This is a genomic window from Paramicrobacterium chengjingii (assembly GCF_011751765.2).
Taxonomy (GTDB): Bacteria; Actinomycetota; Actinomycetes; order Actinomycetales; family Microbacteriaceae; genus Paramicrobacterium; species Paramicrobacterium chengjingii.
Map to the genome: position 1 here is coordinate 1098913 of NZ_CP061169.1, position 25943 is coordinate 1124855.

At 62.4% G+C, this 25943-nt stretch carries 24 protein-coding genes and 1 tRNA gene; 19 read left to right on the plus strand and 6 right to left on the minus strand.

Going from position 1 to position 25943, the window contains the following annotated elements:
* The first annotated feature begins 43 nt into the window (after window positions 1-43).
* The 9 genes from metG to HCR76_RS05320 all read left to right on the plus strand — a co-directional run bounded on the left by metG (window position 44) and on the right by HCR76_RS05320 (window position 10000).
* Window positions 44-1627 carry a methionine--tRNA ligase gene (gene metG, locus HCR76_RS05280; protein WP_166988886.1) on the plus strand — a complete coding sequence of 528 codons (1584 nt, stop codon included), beginning with the start codon at window positions 44-46 and terminating at the stop codon, window positions 1625-1627.
* A 27-nt stretch (window positions 1628-1654) separates the two neighbouring features.
* On the plus strand, window positions 1655-2581 hold the full coding sequence (locus tag HCR76_RS05285; protein WP_166988888.1) for a TatD family hydrolase: 927 nt from the start codon (window positions 1655-1657) through the stop codon (window positions 2579-2581).
* On the plus strand, window positions 2578-3417 hold the full coding sequence (gene rsmA, locus HCR76_RS05290; RefSeq protein WP_166988890.1) for a 16S rRNA (adenine(1518)-N(6)/adenine(1519)-N(6))-dimethyltransferase RsmA: 840 nt from the start codon (window positions 2578-2580) through the stop codon (window positions 3415-3417). The genes HCR76_RS05285 and rsmA overlap by 4 nt, the downstream gene beginning before the upstream one ends.
* 158 nt (window positions 3418-3575) lie before the next feature.
* Window positions 3576-4109 (plus strand): hypothetical protein, encoded by a 534-nt coding sequence (locus HCR76_RS05295; protein ID WP_166988892.1) that lies wholly within the window; start codon window positions 3576-3578, stop codon window positions 4107-4109.
* A gap of 219 nt (window positions 4110-4328) precedes the next feature.
* Window positions 4329-5264: a 4-(cytidine 5'-diphospho)-2-C-methyl-D-erythritol kinase gene (locus tag HCR76_RS05300; protein WP_166988894.1), complete on the plus strand. Its 936-nt coding sequence runs from the start codon at window positions 4329-4331 to the stop codon at window positions 5262-5264.
* Window positions 5264-7057 (plus strand): ABC-F family ATP-binding cassette domain-containing protein, encoded by a 1794-nt coding sequence (locus HCR76_RS05305; protein WP_166988896.1) that lies wholly within the window; start codon window positions 5264-5266, stop codon window positions 7055-7057. Before HCR76_RS05300 ends, HCR76_RS05305 begins: the two co-directional genes overlap by 1 nt.
* 109 nt (window positions 7058-7166) lie before the next feature.
* The gene (locus HCR76_RS05310; protein ID WP_166988898.1) at window positions 7167-8165 is read left to right on the plus strand and encodes an ABC transporter substrate-binding protein; all 999 of its coding nucleotides are present in this window, start codon (window positions 7167-7169) and stop codon (window positions 8163-8165) included.
* Window positions 8166-8192: 27 nt separating this feature from the next.
* Entirely contained in the window at window positions 8193-9203 is a 1011-nt protein-coding gene (locus HCR76_RS05315; RefSeq protein ID WP_166988900.1) for an ABC transporter permease, read from the plus strand.
* Window positions 9204-9208: 5 nt separating this feature from the next.
* Window positions 9209-10000: an ABC transporter ATP-binding protein gene (locus HCR76_RS05320; RefSeq protein WP_166988902.1), complete on the plus strand. Its 792-nt coding sequence runs from the start codon at window positions 9209-9211 to the stop codon at window positions 9998-10000.
* A gap of 109 nt (window positions 10001-10109) precedes the next feature.
* On the opposite strand, the gene HCR76_RS05325 is transcribed toward HCR76_RS05320, so the two are convergent.
* Complete coding sequence (locus HCR76_RS05325) at window positions 10110-10316, minus strand: cold-shock protein (protein WP_166984301.1); 207 nt, start codon at window positions 10314-10316, stop codon at window positions 10110-10112.
* A gap of 309 nt (window positions 10317-10625) precedes the next feature.
* On the opposite strand from HCR76_RS05325, the gene HCR76_RS05330 reads away from it, so the two are divergent.
* The 3 genes from HCR76_RS05330 to HCR76_RS05340 all read left to right on the plus strand — a co-directional run bounded on the left by HCR76_RS05330 (window position 10626) and on the right by HCR76_RS05340 (window position 13293).
* The gene (locus tag HCR76_RS05330; RefSeq protein WP_235933969.1) at window positions 10626-11525 is read left to right on the plus strand and encodes a MetQ/NlpA family ABC transporter substrate-binding protein; all 900 of its coding nucleotides are present in this window, start codon (window positions 10626-10628) and stop codon (window positions 11523-11525) included.
* 80 nt (window positions 11526-11605) lie between these two features.
* A complete protein-coding gene (locus HCR76_RS05335) occupies window positions 11606-12634 on the plus strand; it encodes a methionine ABC transporter ATP-binding protein (RefSeq protein ID WP_166988906.1) in 1029 nt (342 codons plus the stop codon).
* On the plus strand, window positions 12634-13293 hold the full coding sequence (locus HCR76_RS05340; RefSeq protein ID WP_166988908.1) for a methionine ABC transporter permease: 660 nt from the start codon (window positions 12634-12636) through the stop codon (window positions 13291-13293). Before HCR76_RS05335 ends, HCR76_RS05340 begins: the two co-directional genes overlap by 1 nt.
* Here the strand turns inward: HCR76_RS05340 and HCR76_RS05345 are convergent, their stop codons facing one another.
* Complete coding sequence (locus HCR76_RS05345) at window positions 13294-13794, minus strand: MarR family winged helix-turn-helix transcriptional regulator (protein WP_166988910.1); 501 nt, start codon at window positions 13792-13794, stop codon at window positions 13294-13296. It lies immediately after the preceding gene.
* Window positions 13795-13878: 84 nt separating this feature from the next.
* On the opposite strand from HCR76_RS05345, the gene HCR76_RS05350 reads away from it, so the two are divergent.
* The 3 genes from HCR76_RS05350 (at window position 13879) to HCR76_RS05360 (ending at window position 16394) form a co-directional block, all read left to right on the plus strand.
* Window positions 13879-13950: transfer RNA gene (locus HCR76_RS05350), tRNA-Gln, on the plus strand.
* 1 nt (window position 13951) lies between these two features.
* Window positions 13952-15382 (plus strand): bifunctional UDP-N-acetylglucosamine diphosphorylase/glucosamine-1-phosphate N-acetyltransferase GlmU, encoded by a 1431-nt coding sequence (glmU, locus tag HCR76_RS05355; RefSeq protein ID WP_166988912.1) that lies wholly within the window; start codon window positions 13952-13954, stop codon window positions 15380-15382.
* 34 nt (window positions 15383-15416) lie between these two features.
* The gene (locus HCR76_RS05360) at window positions 15417-16394 is read left to right on the plus strand and encodes a ribose-phosphate diphosphokinase (RefSeq protein WP_166988914.1); all 978 of its coding nucleotides are present in this window, start codon (window positions 15417-15419) and stop codon (window positions 16392-16394) included.
* 81 nt (window positions 16395-16475) lie between these two features.
* Here the strand turns inward: HCR76_RS05360 and HCR76_RS05365 are convergent, their stop codons facing one another.
* Window positions 16476-17402: a LysR family transcriptional regulator gene (locus HCR76_RS05365; RefSeq protein ID WP_198248150.1), complete on the minus strand. Its 927-nt coding sequence runs from the start codon at window positions 17400-17402 to the stop codon at window positions 16476-16478.
* A gap of 126 nt (window positions 17403-17528) precedes the next feature.
* Here HCR76_RS05365 and HCR76_RS05370 point away from each other — a divergent pair, with 126 nt between their 5' ends.
* The 4 genes from HCR76_RS05370 to HCR76_RS05385 are packed head-to-tail and all read left to right on the plus strand — an operon-like array spanning window position 17529 to window position 21449.
* Entirely contained in the window at window positions 17529-18434 is a 906-nt protein-coding gene (locus tag HCR76_RS05370) for an ABC transporter substrate-binding protein (protein WP_166988918.1), read from the plus strand.
* Window positions 18431-19384, plus strand: coding sequence for an amino acid ABC transporter permease (locus HCR76_RS05375; RefSeq protein ID WP_166988920.1), 954 nt, complete (start codon window positions 18431-18433; stop codon window positions 19382-19384). Before HCR76_RS05370 ends, HCR76_RS05375 begins: the two co-directional genes overlap by 4 nt.
* Window positions 19381-20202: an amino acid ABC transporter ATP-binding protein gene (locus HCR76_RS05380; protein WP_166988922.1), complete on the plus strand. Its 822-nt coding sequence runs from the start codon at window positions 19381-19383 to the stop codon at window positions 20200-20202. The genes HCR76_RS05375 and HCR76_RS05380 overlap by 4 nt, the downstream gene beginning before the upstream one ends.
* A 53-nt stretch (window positions 20203-20255) precedes the next feature.
* Window positions 20256-21449, plus strand: coding sequence for a MalY/PatB family protein (locus tag HCR76_RS05385; protein WP_166988924.1), 1194 nt, complete (start codon window positions 20256-20258; stop codon window positions 21447-21449).
* Window positions 21450-21508: 59 nt separating this feature from the next.
* Here the strand turns inward: HCR76_RS05385 and gnd are convergent, their stop codons facing one another.
* The 3 genes from gnd to uxaC form a co-directional block, all read right to left on the minus strand.
* Window positions 21509-22960 (minus strand): NADP-dependent phosphogluconate dehydrogenase, encoded by a 1452-nt coding sequence (gnd, locus tag HCR76_RS05390; RefSeq protein ID WP_166988927.1) that lies wholly within the window; start codon window positions 22958-22960, stop codon window positions 21509-21511.
* Between the two features lie 149 nt (window positions 22961-23109).
* Window positions 23110-24495 (minus strand): mannitol dehydrogenase family protein, encoded by a 1386-nt coding sequence (locus tag HCR76_RS05395; RefSeq protein WP_166988929.1) that lies wholly within the window; start codon window positions 24493-24495, stop codon window positions 23110-23112.
* Complete coding sequence (gene uxaC / locus HCR76_RS05400) at window positions 24492-25904, minus strand: glucuronate isomerase (protein ID WP_166988931.1); 1413 nt, start codon at window positions 25902-25904, stop codon at window positions 24492-24494. The genes HCR76_RS05395 and uxaC overlap by 4 nt, the downstream gene beginning before the upstream one ends.
* Window positions 25905-25943: the final 39 nt, after the last annotated feature.

Here is a 25943-nt window from a genome sequence, read left to right on the forward strand (position 1 = left end):
ATGTGGGGCGAACCAGCAGGAGTGTCGCTTTAGGATGGAAGCCATGCGCTCAGGCAACTCCTTTTACGTCACGACCCCCATCTTCTATGTGAACGATGCCCCACACATCGGGCATGCCTACACCGAAGTCGCCGCCGACGTGCTCGCACGCTGGCACCGGCAGGCCGGAGACGACACCTGGATGCTGACGGGCACCGACGAGCACGGCGAGAAGATCCTGCGCACGGCAACCGCAAACGGCGTGAGTCCCAAGGAATGGGCCGACACCCTCGTCGAGAAGAGCTGGCGGCCGCTGCTCGAAACCATCAACGTCGCAAACGACGACTTCATTCGCACCACAGAACCCCGGCACGAAGAAGCCGTACAGAAGTTTCTGCAGAAGCTCTACGACGACGGTTTTATCTACGCGGGCGAGTACGAGGGCTATTACTGCGTCGGCTGCGAGGAATACAAGCAGGAGTCCGACCTCGTCGACGGCACAGGCCCCTACGAAGGTCAGCGGGTCTGCGCCATCCACTCAAAGCCGGTCGAATTGCTTCAGGAGCGCAATTACTTCTTCCGCATGAGCGAGTTCGCCGATCGACTTCTCGCGCTTTACAGCGAGCGGCCCGATTTCGTGCAGCCGGAATCGGCGCGCAACGAAGTGACGCAGTTTGTCAGGCAGGGACTCAGCGACCTGTCGATCTCGCGCTCCAGCTTCGACTGGGGTGTCAAAGTGCCGTGGGACGACACGCACGTCGTCTACGTGTGGTTCGACGCCCTGCTCAACTACATCACCGCCATCGGCTACGGCGACGACGCCTCCGACCAGCTTGAGAAACTATGGCCCGGCGTTCACATCGTGGGCAAAGACATTCTGCGATTCCACGCGGTTATCTGGCCGGCGATGCTCATGGCTGCAGGGCTCGAAGTGCCGCAGCGCGTGTATGGACACGGGTGGCTGCTCGTCGGCGGAGAGAAGATGTCGAAGTCGAAGCTCACCGGCATTGCGCCAACCGAGATTACCGACACCTTTGGCTCCGACGCATTCCGGTACTACTTCATGAGTGCCATCTCGTTCGGTCAAGACGGATCATTCAGTTGGGAAGACCTCTCGGCGCGGTACCAGGCCGAACTCGCCAACGGTTTCGGCAACCTCGCGTCGCGCGTTCTCGCGATGGTGACGCGGTACTTCGACGGCGCCGTCCCCGAGGCATCCGAATACTCAGAGTCGGACCGACACGTGCAGAAGGTCGTAGCGGATGCTGTCGGTGCAGCAGACGCCGCGATCGAGAAGCTTGCGATCCACGACGCGCTTGCGCACATCTGGACGATCGTCGACGAACTCAACGGGTACATCACGGAGCAGCAGCCGTGGGTGCTTGCGAAAGACGACGCCGAGCGCGAGCGACTGTCGACGGTGCTGTACACGGTGACGGAGGGCCTGCGGGCGCTCGCCGTGCTGCTTGCCCCGGTGACGCCTGTGGCGACGGATAAGCTGTGGACGGCGCTCGGAGCCGGCGACGCGCTTGGTGCGCTCGAGAGTCAGCCGATCCGTGACGCGGGGCGCTGGGGACAGCTGCCCGCCGGAACCACAGTTGGTCGGCTCGAGGCGCTGTTCCCGCGCATTGAGACCGCCAACGACTGACGTAGAGAAGCAACGAACGGAGCAGAGATGAGTGGCCGCTCGGCGAAGAAGCACCGTGACCGGAGCTATCCGCCTGTGCCTGAGGAGCTCGTCGTTCCCGTCTACGACAACCACACGCACATCGACCCGTCCATCATCGATGACTTTCCCGTCGACGGCGACTCCCTGAGCCCAGCCGAGCAGCTTGACCGGGCCTCGGCCGCTGGGGTGCGGGGGATCCTTCAGGTGGGAACTGACGTTGCGTCGTCGCAGTGGTCTGCCGAAGCGGCATCCATTGAACCCCGGATGCTGGCGGCCGTCGCGATTCACCCGAACGAGGCGCCGGCGCTTCATGCTGCCGGAACTCTCGATGACGGTCTTGCAGTGATCGCGGAGCTGGCGACCCGGCCCCGGGTGCGCTGCATCGGCGAGACCGGACTCGATTACTACCGCACAGAAGAAGACGGACGCGCTGCGCAACTGCGCTCGTTCGAGGCGCACATTGAGATCGCCAAGCAGAACGACCTGGCGCTGCAGATTCACGACCGCGACGCGCACGATGACGTCGTGGCGACGCTGAAGCGGGTCGGGGCGCCGGAACGCACAGTCTTCCACTGCTTCTCTGGAGACGCTGAGCTCGCCGAGATCTGCACCGAGAACGGCTGGTACATGTCGTTCGCCGGAACGGCGACGTTCAAAAACGCCGGAAATCTGCGCCGTGCTCTTGACGTTGCTCCGCGCGCACTCGTGCTGGTCGAGACGGATGCGCCGTTTCTCACCCCGATGCCGTACCGCGGCCGCCCGAACGCCTCATACCTGCTGCCGCACACGGTTCGATTCATCGCCAGCCACCTCGACACCGACGTGACAATGCTTGCGGCGCAGATCCTCTCAAACACCGAGTACGTGTACGGCCGGTGGGACACCGACCCGGTTACCGCACCCGGCGACCCGTATGCGGCGGGTCCTCAATGAGCGACGTGACGCTGCTCGGCCCCGCGGAGATTCGCGACCTTGCCCAGCTTCTCGGCGTACAGCCCACCAAGAAGCTGGGCCAGAACTTCGTCGTCGACGCCAATACGGTGCGCAAGATCGTCCAGGTGGCGCATGTGCAGTCGGGCGACCACGTGATCGAGGTGGGCCCGGGGCTCGGTTCGCTCACGCTCGGACTGCTCGAAGCGGGAGCGCAGGTTCTCGCGATCGAGATCGACAAGCGCCTCGCCGAGCAGCTGCCGCACACTGTCGACCAGATGGCCCCGGGCACCGAGCTGACCGTGCTCGCCGAAGACGCCATGCGCGTGAGCGAACTGCCGGGAGAGCCGACGCGTCTCGTCGCCAACTTGCCGTACAACATCTCGGTTCCCGTGCTTCTGCACCTGATGCAAACGGTACCGAGCCTCGCTGCAGGCGTGGTGATGGTGCAAGCCGAAGTCGGGTATCGTCTCGCCGCCGAACCAGGGTCGAAGGTGTACGGCAGCCCGAGCGTCAAGGCTGCCTGGTACGGCACGTGGCGAACTGCGGGAACCGTGAGCAGGCAGGTGTTCTGGCCCGTTCCGAACGTTGACAGCGTGCTCGTGGAGTTCGCGCGCTACGACGAGCCTTTCGGAACGGAAGCGGAGCGTGCGCAGACGTTCAGACTAGTGGATGCCGCATTCATGCAGCGCCGCAAAATGTTGCGGCAGTCACTGGGCTCAGTGCTTGGCAACACTGCCACAGCATCCGCCGTGCTTGAACGTGCGGGAGTTGACCCGACGAGTCGTGGAGAGATGCTCACGGTGCACGACTTTCTGCGCGTCGCTCGCGTGGTGTAGCACGTGAGTCTGGTTCATCCATTCGGAGATCACGGCTCGAACCCGGCGTGTCCGGCGCAACACGCCGGGTTCGCACGCGAATCTCCGAATGCGTGCACGTTCAGACAGACGTCGCGCCGATGCTGGACGACCGAGCCGCTTCCGGGCACACTGGAGCTATGACGAAGCCCACTGCAGCGCATAGCGACTCCGTTGGAAGCGAAGCACTCGAGCGCGCAACCGGGCGCTCTCGAACCGCGTGGAACGAAGCGCTCGCCGAGGCGGGTGCTCACGAGTGGGACCACACGACGATCGCCGCATGGCTCGTCGACGAGCACGCGGTCGACGGCTGGTGGGCTCAGGGCAACACCGTCGGTTTTGAGCAGCACATCGGCCGCCGCCAGCCGGGGCAGCGCGCCGATGGCAGCTTTGAGGCGAGTGTCAGTCGCACGCTCGAAACATCACGTGACTCGGCATTAGCCGCACTCGTCGATGCGGTGACCGCTGCGGCCGGGTGCGAGCCGGCATCCGTCAACTCCTCGGCGAAGAATGCGAGCGCGCGCTGGAAGCTCTCGGACGGCCGTACCGTTGTCGCCGGCGTTTACCCGACGGGGGAGAAGACGCGCGTCGCACTCACGATGCCGAAACTGGCCTCAGCAGACGAGCTTGCCGAGGCAAAAGAGCTCATGCGAAGGTGGCTGCCGAGCGCGTGAGATTCGCGCCGTCGCGATAGCGCGCACCCGGATGCTCGGCCGGCAACCGGGCATTTCCCTGTCCGAAGAGCTGCTCGCGGAACGTGCCGTCTTCGTAGCGAGTGCGCTGAAACCATTCTTCGGAACCTCGCTCGGGCCGGGGCAGATATGACGGACTGTGACGATGGCGGGCCTGACGGTGAAATATGCGGGCCAGGCTGCCTCCACTAGGTTGGAACCATGAGCGATCTGCACGACGTCCCCCACGTCCACGTGCGCGCCCCCGGCAAGATCAACGTCTACATGAATGTCGGCCAGCGCACGGACGACGGCTATCACGACGTCGCAACGGCCTACCAGGCAGTGTCGCTCTTCGAAGACGTTCGTGCCTTTCCATCCGACGGCTTCTCCGTGGCGTTCAGCGGTCCCATCGACACGCGTGAGCTGCCCGTCGATCGCACGAACCTCGCGATCAAGGCGGCACGGATGCTGGCGAAGAAGGCCGGCTACGACGGCGGTGTGCACCTGCAGATCGAGAAGCACGTGCCGATCGCCGGGGGTATGGGAGGCGGGTCGGCGGATGCCGCGGCCGCGCTGCTCGCGTGCGACTCGCTCTGGCAGACCGACGTGGGCCGCGACGAGCTGCTGAGGCTTGCGGCGAGGCTTGGGGCTGATGTTCCGTTCTCGCTCGTCGGTGGCACAGCGATCGGCACAGGCAGAGGCGATCGTCTCAGCCCCGCGCTCGCCAAGGGAACGTTTCACTGGGTTCTGGCGCTCTCTGATACGGGCATGTCGACCCCGGAAGTGTACGGCGAGCTCGACGACCACCGCGCGAAGCACGCCGCCGACATTGCCCCGATCGATGACACACCCACAGTAGACACGGGCGTGCTGCAGGCAATTCGAGCGGGCGACGCGCATCTGCTTGCCGACGTTTTGCACAACGATCTTCAGGTGGCTGCACTGCATATTCGCCCGGAGCTCACGCGCACCCTCGAGGTGGGCGACTCCAGCGGGGCGCTTGCAGGAATCGTTTCGGGTTCCGGGCCGACGATCGCCCTCCTTGCTGCAAGTGCCGAGGCTGCAATTGACGTGCAAGTGAGCCTCTCAGCATCCGGAATTGTGGCAAAGCACGTGACGGGCCCCGTTGCTGGTGCTCGAGTGATGGAGGTCTGATGGCGCACCTACTCGGTGGGGAAGCTCTTCACCTCGAGTTTCCTACCCGTGTCGTGTTCGACTCGGTGACAGTCGGCCTCAACGAGGGCGATCGCGTGGGAATTGTCGGTCGCAACGGTGACGGCAAGTCGACGCTCCTCGCCCTGCTGGCCGGGCGACTCGAGCCCGATGGCGGTCGAGTGACGATGCGCCGCGGCACGACGATCGGTGTGCTCGACCAACGTGACGTGATCGACGACAACGCGACTGTCGCCGAAACCATCGTCGGCAGCATGGCCGAGCACGAGTGGGCGGGCGATGCGCGCACCCGAGACATCATCACGGGGCTCGCTCGCGACATCCCGTGGCAGGCGCCAGTCGGGTCGCTTTCGGGAGGTCAGAGGCGCCGTGTGGCGCTGGCGGCGCTGCTCGCCGGCGACTGGGACGTGTTATTTCTCGATGAGCCGACAAACCACCTCGATGTCGAAGGAATCGCCTGGCTCGCGGACCACTTGAAGCGTCGCTGGGGAGCGTCAAGCGGCGGCCTCATCGTCGTGACGCACGACCGTTGGTTTCTCGACGAGGTGTGCACGGCAACGTGGGAGGTTCACGACCGCATCGTCGAACCGTTTGAAGGCGGATACGCCGCGTATATTCTGCAGCGCGTCGAGCGAGACCGCATGGCTGCCGTCGTCGAAGAAAAGCGCCAGAACCTCATGCGCAAAGAGCTCGCGTGGCTGCGCCGGGGGCCGCCCGCGCGTACGTCTAAGCCTAAGTTTCGCATTGACGCGGCAAATGAGCTTATTGAAAACGAACCACCTCCGCGCAACACGGTGGCACTGACGCAGCTGGCGACATCGCGGCTGGGGAAAGACGTCGTCGACCTCATCGACGTCGGTGTTTCGTATGGGGACCGCACGGTGTTGAATCAGGTGGAGTGGCGTATCGCGCCAGGGGAGCGCACCGGCATCCTCGGCATCAACGGTGCGGGCAAATCGACGCTGCTCGGGTTGGTGACGGGCGAGGTACAGCCAACAAGCGGTCGCGTGAAGCGGGGAAAGACCGTGCGCATCGCGAGTCTCACTCAGCAGCTCGACGAGCTGGATGACGTGGCGCACGAGCGAGTGCGCACCGTTATCGGCCGCCTCAAATCGGGCTACGTCGCCGGTGGCAAAGAGCTCACTCCCGGGCAGTTGCTCGAGCGGCTCGGGTTCTCGAGCGCGCAGTTGTCAACTCCTATCAAGGATCTCTCGGGCGGGCAGAAACGGCGGCTTCAGCTGCTGCTCATTTTGCTCGACGAGCCAAATGTGCTCATTCTGGATGAGCCGACGAACGACCTCGATACCGACATGCTCACCGCGATCGAAGATCTTCTCGACTCTTGGCCGGGAACACTCATTGTCGTATCTCACGATCGCTACCTCGTCGAGCGCGTCACCGATCAGCAGTATGCCGTCATGAACGGCCACCTTCGGCACCTGCCCGGCGGCGTCGAAGAGTTTCTGCGGTTGAGAGGCAGGCAGAAGGCGGATGCCGGTGACGCGACGATGCCGACGTCGTCGACGTCGGCAGTGCAGTCCAGCGACGGACTGGGCGGCGCAGACCGGCGTATGGCAGAGAAGGAGCTCTCTGCCGTCGATCGCAAGATCGCAAAGCTGCAGAAGCAGATCTCGCGGGTGCACCAGCAGCTTGCCGATCACGACCAAGGCGACTACGAAGGCCTCGGATCACTCACTGCGACGTTGCAGGGCATAGAAGCCGAGGTTGGTGAACTCGAGACGCGCTGGCTCGAGCTCTCGGAACTGCTGGAGTAGGAAGTGCGGTGAATTCAGTCGTTCGGCACAACGATTGTGCGTTCGCCGCCCATTCTCCCGGTACCCTCGAGAGACGTGCTTTCCTCTCGGGCGTCAAAGGAGAACCTCAATGAAAAAGACCAGGGCGATGATGGGGCTCGCCGTTGCCACCGTTGGCGCACTCGCGCTAGCCGGGTGCAGCGGTGACCAGTCAGGCGGCGAAGATGGCGGCGGCAAAGAGAAGCTGACGATCGGCATCAGTCAGCTCGTGCAGCATCCCGCTCTTGACGCAGCGACCGAAGGTTTCAAACAGGCATTCATCGACGCAGGTTACGTTGAGGGTGAAACGATCGAGTTCGACGTGCAGAACGCCAACGGTGAGCAGTCGACGGCCGTCACGATCGCCCAGAACTTCGCAACGCAGGATCTCGACATGGTGCTCGCCGTGGCGACGCCAGCGGCGCAGGCCGCAGCACAGGCTATCGCCGACATTCCCGTGCTCTTCACTGCCGTCACGGATGCCGAATCCGCAGAACTTGTCGAGTCGAACGAGAAGCCGGGTAGCAACATCACGGGAACGAGTGATGCGGCCCCGATTGGCGACCAGCTCGACCTGCTGAAGCAGATCGCGCCCGACGCGAAAGACGTCGGCATTGTTTACAGCTCTGGCGAGGTCAACTCGGAGGTTCAGGTGAAAGCGGCGAAGGAAGCCGCAGGTGAGCGCGACCTGACCATCTCGACACAGACCGTAACCACGGCAAACGACATCGCGCAGGCCGTTGAAGCGCTCGGTGACGTTGACGCCATTTACGTTCCGACAGACAACACAGTCGTCTCGGGAATCGCGTCGCTCATTCAGGTGGCCGAGAAAAAGCAGATTCCCGTGATCGGCGCCGAGTCGGGAACCGTCGAGGGCGGTGCGATTGCGACGCTCGGCATCGACTACACGAAGCTCGGGCAGCAGACAGGCGAGATGGCCCTCAAGATTCTCACGGAGGATGCCGATCCGGCGACCATGCCCGTTGAAATCTCGAAGGACTTCACATATGTCGTGAATCCGGGCGCTGCCGAGCGCATGGGTGCCACCATTCCCCAAGAAATTCTCGACAAGGCAGAGACCGTCGAATAGCACCCGTTCCCAGAAGAGGTACTCCGCATGATCGGCGCTCTCGAAATCGGGATCATCTACGGCGTTATGGCGCTGGGGGTGTATCTCACGTTCCGTGTGCTCAACTTTCCCGACCTGACGGTTGACGGGAGTTTCACGACCGGCGCCGCAGTTGCCGCCGCGATGATCACCAACGGCATGAACCCCGTGGTCGCCACCCTTGCTGGTGGCGCCGCCGGGCTCGTGGCCGGTGCCATTACGGGCATACTGCATACGAAGGGGCGCATTGACGGCCTGCTCGCGGGAATTCTCACCATGATCGCGCTCTGGTCGGTTAATCTTCGCATCATGGGTACGGCGAAGGAAGGCGCGACCGTGGCGGCGAACCTGCCGCTGCTGCGTGCAGAATCCGTGTTCACGCCGATGAAAGACGCCGAGATCCTGCGCACATGGGTCGGAGTCGGCATCCTCTTCGTCGCCGTCATGGTGATGAAGCTCATTGTCGACTGGTTTCTCTCGACGAATCTCGGGCTGGCAATTCAAGCGACCGGCGACAACGGCCCCATGATTCGCAGCTTCGGTGTGTCAACGGATGGCACGACGATTCTCACTCTTGCGCTCTCGAACGCTCTCGTCGCCATATGCGGCGCGCTCGTCGCTCAGTATCAGGGCTTTGCAGACATCAGCATGGGCATTGGTCTGATTCTCGTTGGACTCGCGTCGGTGATTCTGGGGCAGGCGGTGCTCGGGCAGCGGTTCATCTGGGTCTCGACGTTCGCCGTCGTCTTCGGGGCAGTGCTCTACCGCCTCATCATCTTCTATGCCATGCGGGTGGGACTCGACCCGAACGACATGAAGCTCGTCACGGCGGCGCTCGTGGTGCTCGCTCTGCTTTTGCCGAGATGGGGATTTCTCAAACGCATCCCGTCACTGCGCGGACGCGGTGGGCGCGTTCCGCCGCGGGATGCCGCTCCCGGCGATGGCGCGGCCCCCTCCGTCAGCCACCCCGGAGAGCCAGCCGGAGTGACGACAGCTTCTACATCGAGCGACGGAAAGTAGGAGCCATGCTCGACATTGATTCACTGACAAAGACCTTCTTTCCCGGAAGCGTCAACGAACGTCGTGCTCTTGCCGACGTGAGCCTCCGGCTCAACGAGGGCGATTTCGTGACGGTGATCGGGTCAAACGGCGCCGGAAAATCGACTCTTCTGAACGCCGTCTCCGGCCGCTACACGGTGGATGCAGGTTCGATCACGATCGACGAGAAAAATGTGAACCGACTCAAGGAGCACCAGCGAGCACGCTATGTCGGCCGGGTGTTCCAAGACCCGATGGCGGGAACCGCTCCGAACCTCACTATTGAGCAGAACCTCGCCCTCGCCGTTCGACGCGGCAAGCGTCGAGGGCTCGGGATCGCTCTCGGTGCACAGCAGCGGGAGCACTTTCGCACAGAACTGCGCACGCTGGAACTCGGTCTCGAGGACCGACTCTCTGCGAAGGTCGGGTTGCTCTCTGGCGGTCAGCGGCAGGCACTCTCGCTGCTCATGGCTGGATTCACGAGTCCTCGAATTCTGCTACTCGACGAGCACACCGCTGCACTAGACCCGCAGCGTGCCGCGCTCGTCGCAGGACTCACTGAGCGCATCGTTACGCAGGACAAGCTGACCACGCTCATGGTGACGCACAACATGGAGCAAGCGTTGTCGCTTGGAAACCGGCTCATCATGATGCACGAGGGGCGCATCGTGTATGAAGCATCCGCCGACGAGAAGAAGAAACTGACGGTGCCGCTGCTACTCGCTGAGTTCTCGAAAATCAAGGGTGCTACGTTCGATGACCGCGCACTCTTGAATTGAGAACTACTCGATTTCGTAGCTGCGTCTTGTCAATGACGAGGCCTGCTCATCGATTTAACGGCGAAAGCCCCACGGACTGTGTCCATGGGGCTTTCGCGGTGTTCAGTGCTCAGTCGAGCGGGCGAATGTTCTCCGCCTGCAGACCCTTGGGGCCCTGAGCCACGTCGTACTCGACCTGCTGGTTCTCGTTGAGCGTACGGTAGCCGCTCGTTGCGATTGCCGAGTAGTGCGCGAAGACGTCAGACGAGCCGTCGGCGGGTGTGATGAATCCAAAGCCCTTTTCGGCGTTGAACCACTTGACGGTGCCGGTTGCCATTGGTGTTACTCCTTGAGTTTGCGGACCCCGACTGTCGGGGTGCGCCATTGCCGTGTTTCTGTCCGCTCCCTCAAGTGCACTGACCGCCACCCTTCGACGGCACGTGCGCAAAAAATCACTGCGTACACAACTACTGCGATTCTCAACCTAGTGCAGACAAGCTGGTAAAACGAGGTCTGTGACCAAACTGACATGAGAATTTGTGTTTCGCGGGCGAAGAAGCTTCATTTCACTCTGTTACAGCCCGACTTCGTGCGCGCAGAGACCCTGCTTACTGTTGAAGCATTCCCTTCAAGCAAAGGACTCCCCGTGTCGAAAAAGAAGATCTTCGCAGCGCTCGCCGCACTGCCTCTGATTGCCACTCTTGCCGCATGCTCAAGTACAGGTGCAGAGGCATCCGCAGAGAAGGGCACAGCAGATAATCCAGTGAAGATCGGCGTTGTCGGCGCAAGCGACCCCTACTGGGAGACCTACACGCAAGCAGCTGCAGACGAGGGCATAACCGTCGAGATCGTCGACTTCGGTGAGTACACTCAGCCGAACCCCGCGCTCTCCGAGGGCGACATCGACATCAATCAGTTTCAGCACGTGATCTACCTCGCGCAGTACAACGAAGCATCCGGTGACGACCTCACGCCGATTGGCGCAACAGCGATCTACCCGCTGGGCCTGTACTCGACGCAGTACGACTCGGTCGAAGACATCCCTGACGGCGCTGAAGTCGCCGTGCCGAATGACGAGTCGAACCAGGCACGAGGCCTCCTCGTGCTGCAGTCTGCCGGTCTCATCGAGCTGAAGGGCGGCGGAAGCGTCTTTTCGACAGTCGCCGACGTCGATGAGTCAGCGTCCCGCGTGAAAGTGACGGCGCTTGAGGCGAGCCTCACACCGACGTCGCTTCCCGACGTGGCGGCGGCGATCATCAACAACGACTTCATCGAAGACTCGGGACTGAAGGCTTCAGACGCCATCGCACAGGACGACCCGGCCGATCCCAACGCGGTTCCCTACATCAACATCTTCGTGACGAAGGCCGAAGACGCCGACAACGAGGTCTACAACAAGCTCGTGGAGATTTACCACAACAGCCAAGATGTTCTCGATGGTGTGCAGAAGACGGCCGGCGGCACCGCCCAGTTCGTCGACACGTCGGCGAAAGATCTGCAGGCCTCACTCGACGAGGTCGTCGCCGATATCAAGGATCAGGGCTGAGCCTCAACCCCAGCACCAGAATGATCCGGCGGGCGCCACAGGCTCCCGCCGGATCGCTGTGAAATCGTAAGGACGCCATCGTGCCCATCGTCAGCCTCAGAGATGTGACGAAATCGTACCCCTCACCGACAGAGAAGGGTGAGGTCGTCAACGCCATCGACAACGTGAGTCTCGATATCGAGCAGGGCGAGGTGTTCGGGATCATCGGTTATTCGGGCGCAGGCAAGTCGACGCTCGTACGCTTGATCAACGCCCTCGAGCCGGTGACACGTGGAACAGTCGAGGTGGACGGCACCGACATCACCGGGCTTGGGGAACGCGATCTGCGCACGATGCGGCTCGAGATCGGCATGATCTTTCAGCAGTTCAACCTGTTCAACTCCAAGTCTGTCGCGAAGAACATCGCGTACCCACTTGTTATTGCCGGGATGCCGCGTGCAGAACGCGCTCGGCGTGTCGCCGAACTTCTCGACTTCGTCGGGCTCTCCGACAAAGGGCGCAGTTACCCTGATCAACTCTCGGGAGGCCAGAAGCAGCGAGTCGGCATCGCACGTGCTCTCGCCACGAATCCACGCATCCTCCTCGCCGATGAAGCGACAAGCGCGCTGGATCCCGAGACCACGCACGAGGTGCTCGGTCTTCTCGACCGGGTCAACCGGGAACTCGGCATCACGATCGTTGTCATCACCCACGAGATGGACGTCATCAGATCGATTGCAAGCCGCGTCGCCGTCATGGAGCAGGGACGCATCATCGAGAAGGGCGGGGTGTTCGACGTGTTCAGCAATCCACAGCATCCGGCCTCTCGTCGATTCGTCTCAACAGTCGTGAAAGGAATTCCGGAGCCGTACGAGGTGACGACGCTGCGCTCACGCCACGACGGACGCATTGTGACGTTCTCGTTTCGAGATGGGGACCGTTCGCAGTCTGACGTTTTTGTCGAGCTCGCCCGCGCGAATGTCGAGTTCGAGCTCGTGTATGGCGGAATCAACGACATTCGGGGGAGAGCTTTCGGCCATCTCACGCTCGCGCTTCGGGGCGACAACGCGGCAATCGACGGCGCCCTCCGCACCATCGGAGCGACGATCGACGTGGTGGAGGCCGCCTGATGGATCAGATCATCGACCTTCTGCCCACACTGCTCGAGGCGACGGGTGAGACTCTCTATCTTGTCTCGATCAGCCTGGTCTTCGGCGGTATCGGGGGACTCATTCTGGGACTCGCCCTCTACGTGACCCGCCGCGGCGGCATCTACGCGAATCGGGGCGTCTTCACGGTGCTGAACGTGATCGTGAACTTCTTCAGGCCCATTCCGTTCATTATCTTCGTTCCTGCGATGCAACCATTGATTCGTCCCGTGATTGGAACCGGGATTGGCAACAACGCGATGATCATGGCGATCTCGCTCGCGGCGATTTTCGGCATCAGCCGGATCGTCGAGCAAAACCTCGTGACGGTGCCACACGGCGTGCTCGAAGCATCACGGGCGTCGGGGGCGAGTCGACTGCGCACCATTTGGTCGGTTGTGCTCCCGGAAGCGCTGGGCCCCTTGATTCTCGGTTACACATTCATCTTCGTGGCGATCGTTGAGATGTCGGCTCTCGCCGGCTACCTGGGCGGAGGCGGACTGGGTTCCTTCGCCATTCAATGGGGCTTCAGACAGTTCGAGCCCGTTGTCACCTGGTCTGCCGTGATCGTGATCGTGATCATTGTGCAGGTCGTTCAATACTTTGGCAACACGCTCGCACGCACGGTGCTGCGCCGCTGATCACACCTCGTCGAATCCAAGCAGAAGCCTTCGCAGCAGCATCGCGAGGGTGTGCTGGTCGTCGGCGCTGAGTGTGCTGAGAAGCTCAGACTCAGCATCGACGAGCCGCGTGATAGCGGCATCCACTTGGGCAAGGCCCGTCCGTGTCATGATGACGAGAATTCCGCGCCCGTCATTGGGATCTGTTCTGCGCTCGACGAGACCTCGGGTGACCAGACGGTCGATGCGGTTCGTCATGGTGCCACTCGACACGAGAGTCTGTGTCAGAAGCTGCTTCGGGCTCAACGTGAAGGGATCGCCTGCGCGCCTCAATGCAGAAAGCACATCGAACTCCCAGGACTCCAGTTTCGACCGCGTGAACGCGTCGCGTCGCGCTCGCTCGAGATGCCGCGAAAGCCGCCCCACACGCGAGAGAACCTGCAGGGGCGAGAACGTGAGGTCGGGGCGCTCGCGTTCCCAGGCCGTCACAATGCGGTCGACCTCGTCGTGTGAATCTGCCATGTGCCCATTATCCTGTGTGCCCCACTGACACGACCACCCCGTGACATCTGGCAAACTGGAACCTGTGCACTTTCAAGTGCGCGGTCCGCCTTGGTGTAATGGCAGCACGACAGCCTTTGGAGCTGTGAAGTCTAGGTTCGAGTCCTGGAGGCGGAGCATGAGCGATAAAAAACTGGCCGTCGTCATTCTCGCCGCTGGTCAGGGGACGCGAATGAAGTCGCGGTTGCCGAAGCTGCTGCACCCCATTGCCGGTGCTCCGATGCTCAGCCATGTGCTCGCAACTGCCCGGGCGCTGGATGCCGAGCACGTCGTCACCGTCGTGCGACATGAGCGCGACCGTGTCGCCGAGGTCGTGGTGAGCGAGCTGGCCGCGAGCCTTGTTGTGGATCAAGATGAGACGCCGGGCACTGGTCGCGCTGTGGAGCAGGCGGTCGAGGCGCTTCCGAGCGACTTCGACGGTGATGTACTCGTGATCAATGGCGATGTGCCCCTGCTGGATTCAGGAACGCTGACGCAGTTGGTTGAAAAGCACCGGGCGGCCGTCGCCTCGGCGACTTTGCTTTCGGCAATGCTCGAGGATGCCACGGGATACGGACGCATCATCCGGGCAAAAGACGGATCACTCGACCGCATCGTTGAGCAGAAGGATGCCTCCGTTGCGGAACTCTCGGTCAATGAGATCAACGCTGGGGTTTACGTCTTCGCTTCGTCGGCGCTGCGGCGGGAGTTGACGAAGCTCACGACGGACAACGCGCAGGCGGAGAAGTACATCACCGATGTTGTTGGGCATTTGCGTGAGACCGGTGAATCGGTTTCCGCCGTGTCGGTGTCGGAGCCGTGGGTGATCGAGGGTGTCAACGACCGCGTTCAGCTGAGCGCGGCCGCTGCGCGTTTGAACACTCTGATCATTCGCGGTTGGCAGCGCGAGGGCGTCACCGTGCAAGATCCGTCGTCGACGTGGATCGACATCAAAGCGTCTTTGGCGCCTGACGTCACGATCAAGCCGGGCACTCAGATTCTCGGAGCCACCGTTGTCGCGGCGGGCGCAGAGATCGGCCCCGACACGACACTCGTCGACTGCGAAATCGGCGAGGATGCTGTCGTCACACGCACCGATGCGACTCTCGCCGTGATCGCAGCGGGAGCTACTGTTGGCCCGTTCTCGTACCTGCGCCCGGGAACCAGCCTCGGGGAGAACGGCAAGATCGGCGCCTTCGTCGAAACGAAGAATGCGAACATCGGCGGTGGAAGCAAGGTGCCGCATCTCTCGTATGTGGGGGATGCGACAGTGGGTGAAGGAGCAAATATCGGCGCTGGCACGATCTTCGCCAATTACGACGGAGTGAACAAGCACTCCTCGGTGATCGGATCGCATGTTCGCACCGGATCACACAATGTCTTCGTCGCGCCGATTACGATTGGTGACGGCGCCTATACGGGTGCCGGAACTGTTGTGCGCAAGAACGTTCCTGCCGGGTCACTCGCCATCAGCGTGGCACCCCAACGGAATATGGACGGCTGGACAACAGCCAACCGCCCCGGGACGGCAGCCGCAGACGCTGCGGCCGCCGCGGAACCCGAAAAGTAGTCCGCAGGTCGAAAAGCGACAGAAAGCAGGGGTTGTGTCAGGAATCAAAGCTTCGGGGCAGAAAAGGTTGGTGCTTGTCTCCGGGCGGGCGCATCCGGCACTCGCAGAAAGCATCGCCGCAGAACTCGGCTCTGAACTGGTGCCGACCGACTCACGCACATTTGCAAACGGCGAGATCTACGCGCGCTACGACGAGAGCGTGCGCGGCTGCGATGCCTTTGTCATTCAATCGCACTCCACGCCCATCAACGAGTGGCTCATGGAGCAGCTCATTATGGTCGACGCGCTGAAGCGCGCGTCAGCCAAGCGCATCACTGTCGTCGCACCGTTCTACCCGTATGCACGGCAAGACAAGAAAGGTCGCGGACGGGAGCCGATCTCGGCACGTCTCGTTGCCGACCTGTTCAAGACGGCTGGCGCCGATCGCATCATGTCTGTCGATCTCCATGCTGCGCAGATTCAGGGATTCTTTGACGGTCCCGTCGACCACCTCTTCGCCATGCCCGTGCTGCTCGAGTACTTCAAAGAGAGACTCGATTCCGAGAATCTGACGGTTGTGTCGCCCGATATGGGACGCGTGCGCGTCGCGGACAATTGGAGCGATAAGCTCGGAGCTCCGCTCGCGATTATCCACAAACGTCGCGATCCACTCGTTCCCAACCAGGTGTCGGTTCACGAGATCGTCGGTGAGGTGAAGGGTCGAGTGTGCCTCCTCGTCGACGACCTCATCGACACCGGTCGCACGATTGTCAAGGCTGCAGAGGCGCTAAAGGAGAACGGTGCCACTGGCGTCGTCGTGGCGTCAACCCACGCGGTGTTCAGCAACCCGGCGGCGGAGATTCTGCAGTCGTCTGTCATCGACAAGGTCGTCGTCACCGATACGCTTCCGTTGACTGCAGAGCAGCAGTTCGAGAAGCTCGAGGTGCTGTCGATCGCGCCACTACTCGCACGCGCGATCCGCGAGGTATTCGAAGACGGCTCCGTCACAAGTCTTTTCGACGGTGCCGCGTAGCCTCCTGAACAACCATCACGCCCTGAGGTGCCCCGCGGATCGTCGTCCGCGGGGCATCCGTGTGTCTCTTTAGCAGTGTCGTCATCCGGCTGAGACGGGCAGCGTCAACTCCCTGGCGAGCACGTCGATGTTGTCGGCCAGGGTGCGCACACTGATGTCCTCACTTGCCTCACGTCGGTGGACGAGCTGGACCTCAAGCGACCATTCGGGCATCCGGAGGGGGAGCGTGACGGCTCGGCCGTCCAGGAGCGCCGATCGTGCCGCGAACTCGGGGACGATGCCGACGATATTGGATGTCTCGACGAGGTCCAGCACCGTCGATGGCAACCCGATGAGATGAACGTCGTTCTGACCCGTGTGCGGCGTCTCATCGAAGGTGCCGGCAAGGGCGACTGCCTCAGGGCCCCATCGGTAGATGGCTACCCCATATGCTCGGGCCTCATCCAGCGATGCGGCATGGGCATTGGCGAGTGGATGCTGCGCAGAAACAACGGCGCGCATTGGAGAATGGCAGACCTTATGCCCCGTCACGCTGGCGGGAAGGGGAGTGTTGATGACCAGCCCAATGGATGCTGTGCCATCGAGGATGAACTCGATCACCTCTTTGCTGTGTGCCACACGGCAGTCGCCGGTGATGTTCATCGTTGACCAGAGTCGAAGGATGCACGGGTAGATCACCCACCCGAGGCTTGCAGGAACAGCTGCGACGGCTCGTCGTGATTGGTCAGACAGCACAGCATGATGCGCTTCTTCGAGAATTGTCAGCGTGCGCTGCGCGTATGAGAGAAACGTGCGGCCTTCCGAGGTCAGCTGCGATCCACGCGGCGTCCGGACGAAGAGCTGACAGCCGAGCTTTTCTTCGAGGCGCGTGATCCGCGTGCTCGCAGACGGCGTCGCGATGAGAAGTTTTCGCGCTGCGCGCCCGAAGCTCCCGGAGCGGGCGATCTCGACGAAGACCGAGAGATCGAGAGTCTCCACGTTCTCGATACGACTCGTGTCCATCGGCATATGTCGTCCATTTCTTCTGTGCTCTTAGCCTGGTGCTAACACAGACCTTAGTCAAGTGAGGTCTAGTGCACTACCAGTTCGTTTGGAACACTACTGAGGAACCCGTCACCGACAGAGGAGGAAACAGTGAAGTTCCCCAAGACCATCAGGCGTGGGGTGCTCGGAGTCGCCGTGGCATTCTCGGCCGTGAGCCTGCTCGCCGCGTGCAACGCAGTCGTGCCCAATCCGGCAGACGCCGCCGATCAGAATTCGAGCTCCGGCGCGACAGGCCTGCCAGATCGCATTGTGGACGCCGGGCAGATCGTCATTGCCACAGGAGAAAATACAGTCCCCACTCACTTCCTCAAGGACGGTGAGCTCGTCGGATTCAACATCGACATTGCCGAGGCCCTGGAGAAGGAGCTGGGCGTCACAGTGAAGCTCGTCGTCGTTCCGTTCGACAGCTTGCTCGGTGGAATCGCTGCGGGCCGCTATGACGCTGGGTTGTACAACGTCAGCGACCGGGCAGATCGTCGCGAAGTCGTTGATTTCATCGATTATGCGAACTCCGGCTCGGTTGTCGTGACGCGCAAGGGGGAAGCAAACGGCATCGGAACCAGCGTCGATTCTCTCTGCGGGCACACGATCGGAGTAAACGGTGGGGGAAATGAATTTTCGATACTCGACAATCAGAAGGATGCCTGCGCCGATAGCGGGACAGAGCCGTACGTCTTGGAGACATTTCAGGACGACGGGGCGACTCGTCAAGCGCTCCTGAGCGGACGGATCGAAGCCATCGTCGACGGGATGACCGCCACTCCATACATGGTTTCACAGCACGATGACGAGATGGAGCTGATCGGAAAGCTCGAGGGAGACAGCGCGCCACTTGGCATGCCTGTGGCGAAAGACCAGCCGCAGCTCGTGAACGCGCTCAAAGCGGCTTGGGAAGGACTTCTTGAGAGCGGTGCCTACAGCGAAATCGCCGAGAAGTGGTCTGAAGACGCGCTCGTCCCCGATGAGATCACGATCAACGATGGGAAGGGACTATGACCACCAACCTCGCCGTGCCAGCGCGGGCGAGGCGGAATGAAGCCGCCCCGCTTCCGCCCATCAAGGCGAAGAGCCGCATCAGCTGGAGCCGGATCCTGACACTCGTGATCCTCCTTTGGGTTGTGATTGCATTTGTGGTCGGAGCGGCGACAAATGAGCGCCTGGATTGGGGCGCCGTCGGCACCTATCTCTTCGATCCGAGAATCCTCCAGGGGCTTCAGACTACGCTTGTTCTGACAGCCGTCTCCATGGCAATCGCCACAGTGCTCGGTGTCGTCCTGGCGCTCATGGCCCTTACGCGAGACCCGGCGCCTCGAGCGTTCGCCCGCACGTACATCACGATCTTTCGCAGCATCCCTCCGATGGTGCAGCTGCTGTTCTGGTACTTCCTCGCCGCAATCCTTCCGACGATCACAATCGGAATTCCCTTTGGGCCAGATCTTGTCACCTTCGACACCAACCTGCTGATCACCCAGTTCGCGGCGGCTCTGCTCGGCTTGAGCCTGGGCGAGGCAGCATTTCTCGCGGAGTACATCCGAGGAGGGATCCTCTCGGTTCCTCGCGGTCAGAGTGAAGCGGCTGCCGCCTGCGGACTCACACCGGCAAAGACGTTCTTCAGAGTGGTGTTCCCGCAGGCGATTCGCGTGATCCTGCCGGCGTACGGAAATTCACTGATCAGCCAAGTGAAGAACACGGCGATGGTTTTCGTCATCGGTGCTGGCGACCTCATGACGGAAGCACAGTTGATTTACTCGCAGAACTTCCAGCAGATACCTCTCCTGATCGTCGTGAGCATCTGGTACCTCGTGATCGTCGTCATTCTCACGCAGGTGCAGCGACGAATCGAGAACCACTATTCGCGTGGTTACACCCGGCGCACGGAGAAGAGCTCCGCTCGTCGGCAGCCGCTAATCGCTGACTCGGATCAACCCCACGAGGTGACGTCATGACCGCTACACAGCCCACGCTCGCCGAGACGAGCGAATCGGATCCCATCATTCACGCCCGCGACGTTCGCAAGTCGTATGGCCATGTCGAGGCCCTGCGCGGAGTTTCCCTCCAGGTTAAGCGTGGGGAGGTCGTCGCCCTGATCGGCCCGTCGGGCTCGGGAAAGAGCACGCTTCTTCGGTGCATCAACCATCTCGAGACTCCCACCGGGGGAGTCGTTCAGGTAGCGGGTCACGTTATGGGGTATACGACCAAGCGCGGGTATCTGCGCGAATGCAATCAGCGCACCCTCGCTCGCCAGCGACGATCGACGGGAATGGTCTTTCAGCATTTCGACCTGTTCGCTCATCGCACGGCGCTAGAGAACGTGATGGAGGGGCCGACGAGCGGGCTGGGCGAGACTCGGGCAGCGGCCCGCGCTCGCGCCCACGAGCTTCTAGCGCTGGTCGGCCTGGCGGAGAAAGCCGGAGCGTATCCATCCGAGCTGTCGGGAGGGCAGCAGCAGCGCGTCGCAATCGCGCGTGCGCTCTCCACACGGCCTGACGTTCTGCTTCTCGATGAGCCGACATCCGCTCTCGATCCCGAGCTTGTTGGTGAAGTTCTCGATGTCGTCACGGATCTCGCTCGCCAGGGCGTGACCATGGTGGTCGCAACGCACGAGATCACCTTTGCCGAAGATGTCGCGACGACCGTCTACTTCATGGAGAAGGGATCGGTCGTCGAGTCGGGGAGTCCCCGTGAGGTGATCCGGAACCCCGTGGAAGCGCGCACAGCGCAGTTTCTCACCCACATCAGCGCGGCTCGAACGGCAACGACCTGACTCGGCACCGTTTCGGCGGCGCCACGCATTCATCGACATGAGAAAAGGAAGAAATGAAGATCAGCGACTGGACCATTGACGACTCGCGGGCGCGGGGCTGCAAGCGATGGGGAGTGTATCCGTCCTCGACGATCGATCTTACGGTTGCCGAAATGGATTTCCCCGTCGCTGATCCGATCCTGAACGCGGTGCAGGATGCTGTCGGCAGGCAGGCCTTTGGCTATCCAATTCCGGACGCAGACAGCACGCTGCCTGCCGTGGCCAGCCGATGGCTCGGCGCGCAGGGGGTGTCCGTCCCTCCCCAGCAGGTTCGGCTGATCTCCGACATCATCAAGGGGCTCACGAACGCGATCCGGTACTTCACCGCTCCGGGGACCCCGGTTGCTGTGATCACCCCGACGTACAGTCGGTTTCTCGATGCGGTCACTGCGGCCGAGAGGCTGATCTACCAGGTGCCCATGACGAGGACGACGGATCGCTATGAGCTTGACCTCGATGCGCTCGAGAATGCGTTCAAGAACGGCTCGGGTTCGCTGATCCTCTGCAATCCCGTGAATCCGACAGGGCATGTCTTCACACGCTCGGAGCTGACGGCGATCAGCCATCTCGCTGAACGGTATCGGGTACGGGTCTTTGCCGACGAGGTGCACGCCCCGATTCGCTATGGTCGAGAGTTCATTCCCTACTCGAGCGTCGGGTCGCGTGCGGCGGAACACAGCATCACGTTCACAAGTGCCAGCAAAGCATGGAATATTCCGGGTCTTCGATGCGCGTTCATCGCCTTCACGAACGAAGCGGACAACCGCACGTGGGAGCGGATACCGCGCGCGGCTAAGGGAGGGATCTCGCCCCTGGGAATGGTCGCGACCGAGGCCGCACTGACGTCAGGTGGTCCGTGGCTCACCGAGGCGATCGAGGTTCTCCGCGGAAACCGGGACGCCATGGTGGACGCTCTCGGCGAAAGTGGACTGGGTCACATCATGATCCCGCCGGACGCCACCTATCTCGCTTGGCTCGATCTGCGTGAGTTCGAGCTTGCCGACGCTGCAGAGTATCTGCGCGACGTGGCAGCTGTCGCCACGACTCCGGGAGGCGAGCACGGAGCAGCTGAGAGCGGGTTCGTGCGTGTCAATTTTGCGACACCGCGGGACGTCCTTCTCGAGGCCGTCGATCGGATGACGTCGGCGCTTCGTGCCACGCGTCCACGAGGCACGATTCTCAGTGAGTACGAGGTGGCGTCACACTGACACATGACAAAAGCCCCGCGGATTAGATCCGCGGGGCTTTTCTTGTCACCCGATGGTGCTCAGTGCGTGTCTTCGGCGTTCACCTCACTGCGGTCACCCGACCACAGCGTGTGGAATGTGCCCTCTTTGTCGACGCGCTTGTACGTGTGCGCACCGAAGAAGTCACGCTGACCCTGCACGAGCGCAGCGGGCAGACGGTCAGCGCGCAGCCCGTCGTAGTACGACAGCGACGACGAGAACGCAGGAGCCGGGATGCCCGACTGGGCAGCACCCGCGACGATGCGCCGCCATGAGTCCTGCGCCGCAGATACGATCTCAGTGAAGAACGGCGCGGTGACGAGAGCGACAAGGTCGGGGTTCTCGTCGTACGCCTCCGTGATGCGGTTCAAGAAGCGCGCGCGGATGATGCAGCCACCACGCCAGATCTTCGCGATGTCGCCCTTCTTGATGTCCCATCCGTACTGCTCAGCACCGGCGACGATCTCGTCGAAGCCCTGCGAGTAGGCGATGATCTTCGACGCATAGAGCGCCTGACGCACGTCTTCGATGAACGCGTCTGTATCCTTCACGTGCCACGTGGACGACGGACCAGGAAGTGTGGATGCCGCGGCACGCTGAGCCGGCTTCGACGACAGTGAGCGGGCGAAGACTGCTTCGGCGATGCCCGATACCGGGATGCCGAGATCAAGTGCCGTCTGCACGGTCCAGGCTCCTGTGCCCTTGGCGCCGGCCTGGTCGAGGATGACGTCGATGAGGGGCTTATCGGTGCTGGCGTCGACCTGGCGCAGCACCTCCGCGGTGATTTCGATGAGGTACGACTCGAGCTCGCCCGTGTTCCACTCGGCGAAGATGTCGGCGATTTCCGCCGGGGTCTTGCCCGTGCCGCGACGGATGAGGTCGTAGGCTTCGGCGATCAGCTGCATATCGGCATATTCAATGCCGTTGTGAACCATCTTCACGAAGTGACCTGCGCCGTCAGTTCCGACGTGCGTGACACACGGCTCACCCTCGGCGACAGCAGCGATCGACTTCAGGATCGGCCCAAGCGTCTCCCAGGCCTCGGCTGAACCGCCCGGCATGATGCTCGGTCCGAGAAGCGCACCCTCTTCGCCTCCGGAGATGCCGGCGCCGACGAAATTGATGCCCGTCTCGCGCACGGCCTTCTCGCGGCGGATCGTGTCCGTGAACAGTGCGTTGCCGCCGTCGACGATGATGTCGCCCGGCTCAAAGTGCTCGGTGAGCTGATTGATGACAGCATCCGTGCCTGCACCCGCCTTAACCATGATGATTGCGGTGCGGGGAGACGACAGCGACGCGACGAAGTCCTCGATCGACTCGGACGCGATGAAACCGGCATCCGGAAATTCCGAGGTCACCGCGCGGGTCTTCTCGGGGGAGCGGTTGTAGATTGCGACGGAATTGCCTTCGCGGCTAGCGAGGTTGCGGGCCAGATTGGAGCCCATCACCGCCATTCCGATGACGCCGATGTTGGCTTGTGCGGTATCCGCCATGAGATCTCCTCGTTTTTCTGTGGGCGAAAGGGAAAGTCGTGAGTGCACGAGAGTGCGGCTGACGTGCTGGAGTCGTGCGACGCTGGAGAATCCACAGTCAACGCTAGCAAACAGCCTCAGCCGCCGTGTTCACATGACGGGGGAGAACATCAGACCGCAGCGTGCGTGCTGACCGAATGAACGTGCTCTTTTGCCCGGGTCACGGCAGCGACAACGTCATCGTTTCGTGCGAGATCGCCGTCGACGACGGCGAGAAGCGCCCTCACAGGGTCCGGTGAGCGACGAGCCCTGACAATGTCGGCGGCGTTGGCGTCGTGAATGTCCAGACCGTCCAACTGAAGTGCAACCCACGCGGCGATCGCACGAATGGATGCTGCGCCCGAACGCCCTGCTGCGCGCTCCGCCGTGATCACCGGCGCAACCCGCACTCCGAGCTTCGTTGAGCCCTCCAAGCCAATCTGTGCAAGGTGGTGCGCGATGCGCGCGTTGTCGAAGCGCTCCTCGAGCTGCGCTCGGTAGGAGTCAAGATCGAGCGATGCCGGCAGATGACGCACATCCTCGTCCCAGAGCTCACGCACCCACGCGCGACACTCGGAGTCGGCCATCGCATCGGCAACCGTACGGTGACCGCGAAGCAGTCCTGTGTATGCGAGAAGGCTGTGCGCCCCGTTGAGCAGCCACAGCTTGCGGCGTTCGAACGGTTCGATGTCGTCGACGAATCGCGCCCCTGCGGTCTCCCAAGCGGGGCGCCCCGCGGGAAATTCGCCGCTGAGCACCCAGTCCGAGAACGGCTCCGTGACGACGGGGCAGGCGTCGCGCCAGCCGGTCAGCTGTTCAGCTGTCTGTCGGTCAGCATCCGTGGTTCTCGGTGTGATGCGATCGACGGACGTCGAGACGAATGAGACGTGTGCGGCGATCCAGGCGTGCAACGTGGCGTCAACGTGCTCGGCGAGCCCGAGGGTGCCCGCGCGAACGAGTGCTCCGTTGTCGGGGATGTTGTCACACGACACGACGGCGATGCCACCAGCATCCGCTGCCTTGCGTGCGGCGAGACCGCTGACGAGCCGGCCGAGAACGGACTCCGGATCGCCTCCAGAACGGAGAGCGTCGATATCGCGGGTGACCGCCGGGTCGTCGAGATTTGGCGAGCCGTCCGCGCCGACGCGGTATGCCGTCTCGGTGACCGTGAGTGTGACGATGGCTGTCTTGGGCGCTGCGAGCAGTTCGCGGAGCCGGTCAAGGTTGGCGCCGTCGTGCGCCTCGACGATGCTGGGCATGACCTCAGCGCTATCGCCGTCTGCGGCGCGCTCGATGAGGGTGTAGACGCCGCCCTGTGCGGTGAGCTCTTCAGCAGCCCGAGGGCTACGCCCCGTAAATGCCGCGATGCCCCACTGCGAAGCGTCGGCGGCGCGCGCCGTGTACCAGGCCTGGTGTGCTCGGTGGAACGCACCGAGGCCGATGTGCACAATGCGTGGTGGTGCCGCGAACTCTGCGCCGAACGCCGCCTCGCGGGTCAGGGGAGTGGATGCCGTCATAGCTTGAATACCTTTCGGGGGAGTGAGTCGACGAGGTCGATGGCGATCTTCTGTGCCATCGGCTCGTCGAGGCGTCCTTCAGCAACCAGGCGGGCGAGAAACGCGGAGTCGAGGCGGCGTGCCATGTCGTGACGTGCCGGAATGGAGAGGAACGCGCGTGTGTCGTCGATGAATCCGGAGCTGCGGTAGAAGCCAGCGGTCTCGGTGACGGCCGAGCGAAAGCGCTGCACGGCGTCTGGCGCGTCAAGAAACCACCAGGGCGCCCCGATGTACAGGCTCTGGTAGAAGCCGGCGAGCGGCGCGATCTCGCGCGAGTACGAGGTCTCGTCGACGCTGAAGAGCACGAGGTGGAAGTCGGGAATGTTGCCGTAGCGCTGTAGAAGCGGCCGAAGGTTCTCGACGTACTCAGTGCGCACGGGGACGTCGTGGCCGGTGTCGGGGCCGAACCTCTCGAACGTCGGCGTGCTGTGATTGCGTGCAACGCCGGGATGCACTGTCATCACGAGGCCGTCTTCGACGGACATTCGGGCGGACTCGAGCAGCATGTGCCCCTGGAACACGGCGGCCTCGGCATCACTCAGCTTGCCGCGCACGGCGCGCGCATACAGCGACGCGGCCTCGTCACGGTCGAGGTCGACGGTGAGCGGCTGCAACACCCCGTGATCGGCTGAGAATGCTCCATGCTCGACAAAGTGTCGGCGACGTTGTTCAAGAGCTGAGACATAACCGGCGTAGTCGTCGGCGGCGGTTCCGTTCCACGCGGCGAGTCGCTCGATGTTGCTGATAAACGCGGGACTTGCTGGATTTAGGTACGCGTCGGGGCGGAACGTCGGCGTGACACGGCCTGTGAACAACGGGTCGGCCGCGAGAGCATCGTGCGCCGCGAGGTCGTCGAGCGGGTCATCCGTCGTCGCGAGCACCTCGATGCCGAAGTCGGCGAACAGCGCACGGGGGCGGAAGCTGGGGAGCTTCAGCACCTCAGAAATCATGTCGTAGAGGCGGTCGGCGTTCGAGGCATCCGGCTGCTCGGTGATGCCGAACAGCTCGGTGAACTCATGGCGAAACCAATAACCGGATGCTGTTCCTGCGAACAGGTGCCAGTTGGCGCAGAAGTTTCGCCACGCCTCTCGCGGCTCCGCTGTCGGTGCGGCACCCGAGCGATCAGGAACACCCAGCTCGTTGAGGTGGATGCCCGAGGCGTGAAGCAGACGCGTCACATAATGGTCGTAGCGCAGCAGGAGGTCGGCCGGGTTGGGAAACGGCTCGTCGTCGAGCAGCATCCGCGGGTCGACGTGGCCGTGCGGTGAGATGATCGGCAGTTCGGCGACGCTCGCGTAGAGCCCTCGAGCGATCTCGCGGGTTCGCGGGTCGACAGGAAACAGGCGGTCAGGGTCGGAGTTCAGCTCCATGTGTGCGTCCTCATTACGTCGATGTCACGTGTGTCGATT

Bases quoted from the DNA above. Each gene is read 5' to 3' on its own strand.
- metG (WP_166988886.1), top strand. From the start codon at position 44: ATGCGCTCAGGCAACTCCTTTTACGTCACGACCCCCATCTTCTATGTG.
- HCR76_RS05285 (WP_166988888.1), top strand. From the start codon at position 1,655: ATGAGTGGCCGCTCGGCGAAGAAGCACCGTGACCGGAGCTATCCGCCT.
- rsmA (WP_166988890.1), top strand. From the start codon at position 2,578: ATGAGCGACGTGACGCTGCTCGGCCCCGCGGAGATTCGCGACCTTGCC.
- HCR76_RS05295 (WP_166988892.1), top strand. From the start codon at position 3,576: ATGACGAAGCCCACTGCAGCGCATAGCGACTCCGTTGGAAGCGAAGCA.
- HCR76_RS05300 (WP_166988894.1), top strand. From the start codon at position 4,329: ATGAGCGATCTGCACGACGTCCCCCACGTCCACGTGCGCGCCCCCGGC.
- HCR76_RS05305 (WP_166988896.1), top strand. From the start codon at position 5,264: ATGGCGCACCTACTCGGTGGGGAAGCTCTTCACCTCGAGTTTCCTACC.
- HCR76_RS05310 (WP_166988898.1), top strand. From the start codon at position 7,167: ATGAAAAAGACCAGGGCGATGATGGGGCTCGCCGTTGCCACCGTTGGC.
- HCR76_RS05315 (WP_166988900.1), top strand. From the start codon at position 8,193: ATGATCGGCGCTCTCGAAATCGGGATCATCTACGGCGTTATGGCGCTG.
- HCR76_RS05320 (WP_166988902.1), top strand. From the start codon at position 9,209: ATGCTCGACATTGATTCACTGACAAAGACCTTCTTTCCCGGAAGCGTC.
- HCR76_RS05325 (WP_166984301.1), bottom strand. From the start codon at position 10,316: ATGGCAACCGGCACCGTCAAGTGGTTCAACGCCGAAAAGGGCTTTGGA.
- HCR76_RS05340 (WP_166988908.1), top strand. From the start codon at position 12,634: ATGGATCAGATCATCGACCTTCTGCCCACACTGCTCGAGGCGACGGGT.
- HCR76_RS05345 (WP_166988910.1), bottom strand. From the start codon at position 13,794: ATGGCAGATTCACACGACGAGGTCGACCGCATTGTGACGGCCTGGGAA.
- glmU (WP_166988912.1), top strand. From the start codon at position 13,952: ATGAGCGATAAAAAACTGGCCGTCGTCATTCTCGCCGCTGGTCAGGGG.
- HCR76_RS05365 (WP_198248150.1), bottom strand. From the start codon at position 17,402: ATGCCGATGGACACGAGTCGTATCGAGAACGTGGAGACTCTCGATCTC.
- HCR76_RS05375 (WP_166988920.1), top strand. From the start codon at position 18,431: ATGACCACCAACCTCGCCGTGCCAGCGCGGGCGAGGCGGAATGAAGCC.
- HCR76_RS05380 (WP_166988922.1), top strand. From the start codon at position 19,381: ATGACCGCTACACAGCCCACGCTCGCCGAGACGAGCGAATCGGATCCC.
- HCR76_RS05385 (WP_166988924.1), top strand. From the start codon at position 20,256: ATGAAGATCAGCGACTGGACCATTGACGACTCGCGGGCGCGGGGCTGC.
- gnd (WP_166988927.1), bottom strand. From the start codon at position 22,960: ATGGCGGATACCGCACAAGCCAACATCGGCGTCATCGGAATGGCGGTG.
- HCR76_RS05395 (WP_166988929.1), bottom strand. From the start codon at position 24,495: ATGACGGCATCCACTCCCCTGACCCGCGAGGCGGCGTTCGGCGCAGAG.
- uxaC (WP_166988931.1), bottom strand. From the start codon at position 25,904: ATGGAGCTGAACTCCGACCCTGACCGCCTGTTTCCTGTCGACCCGCGA.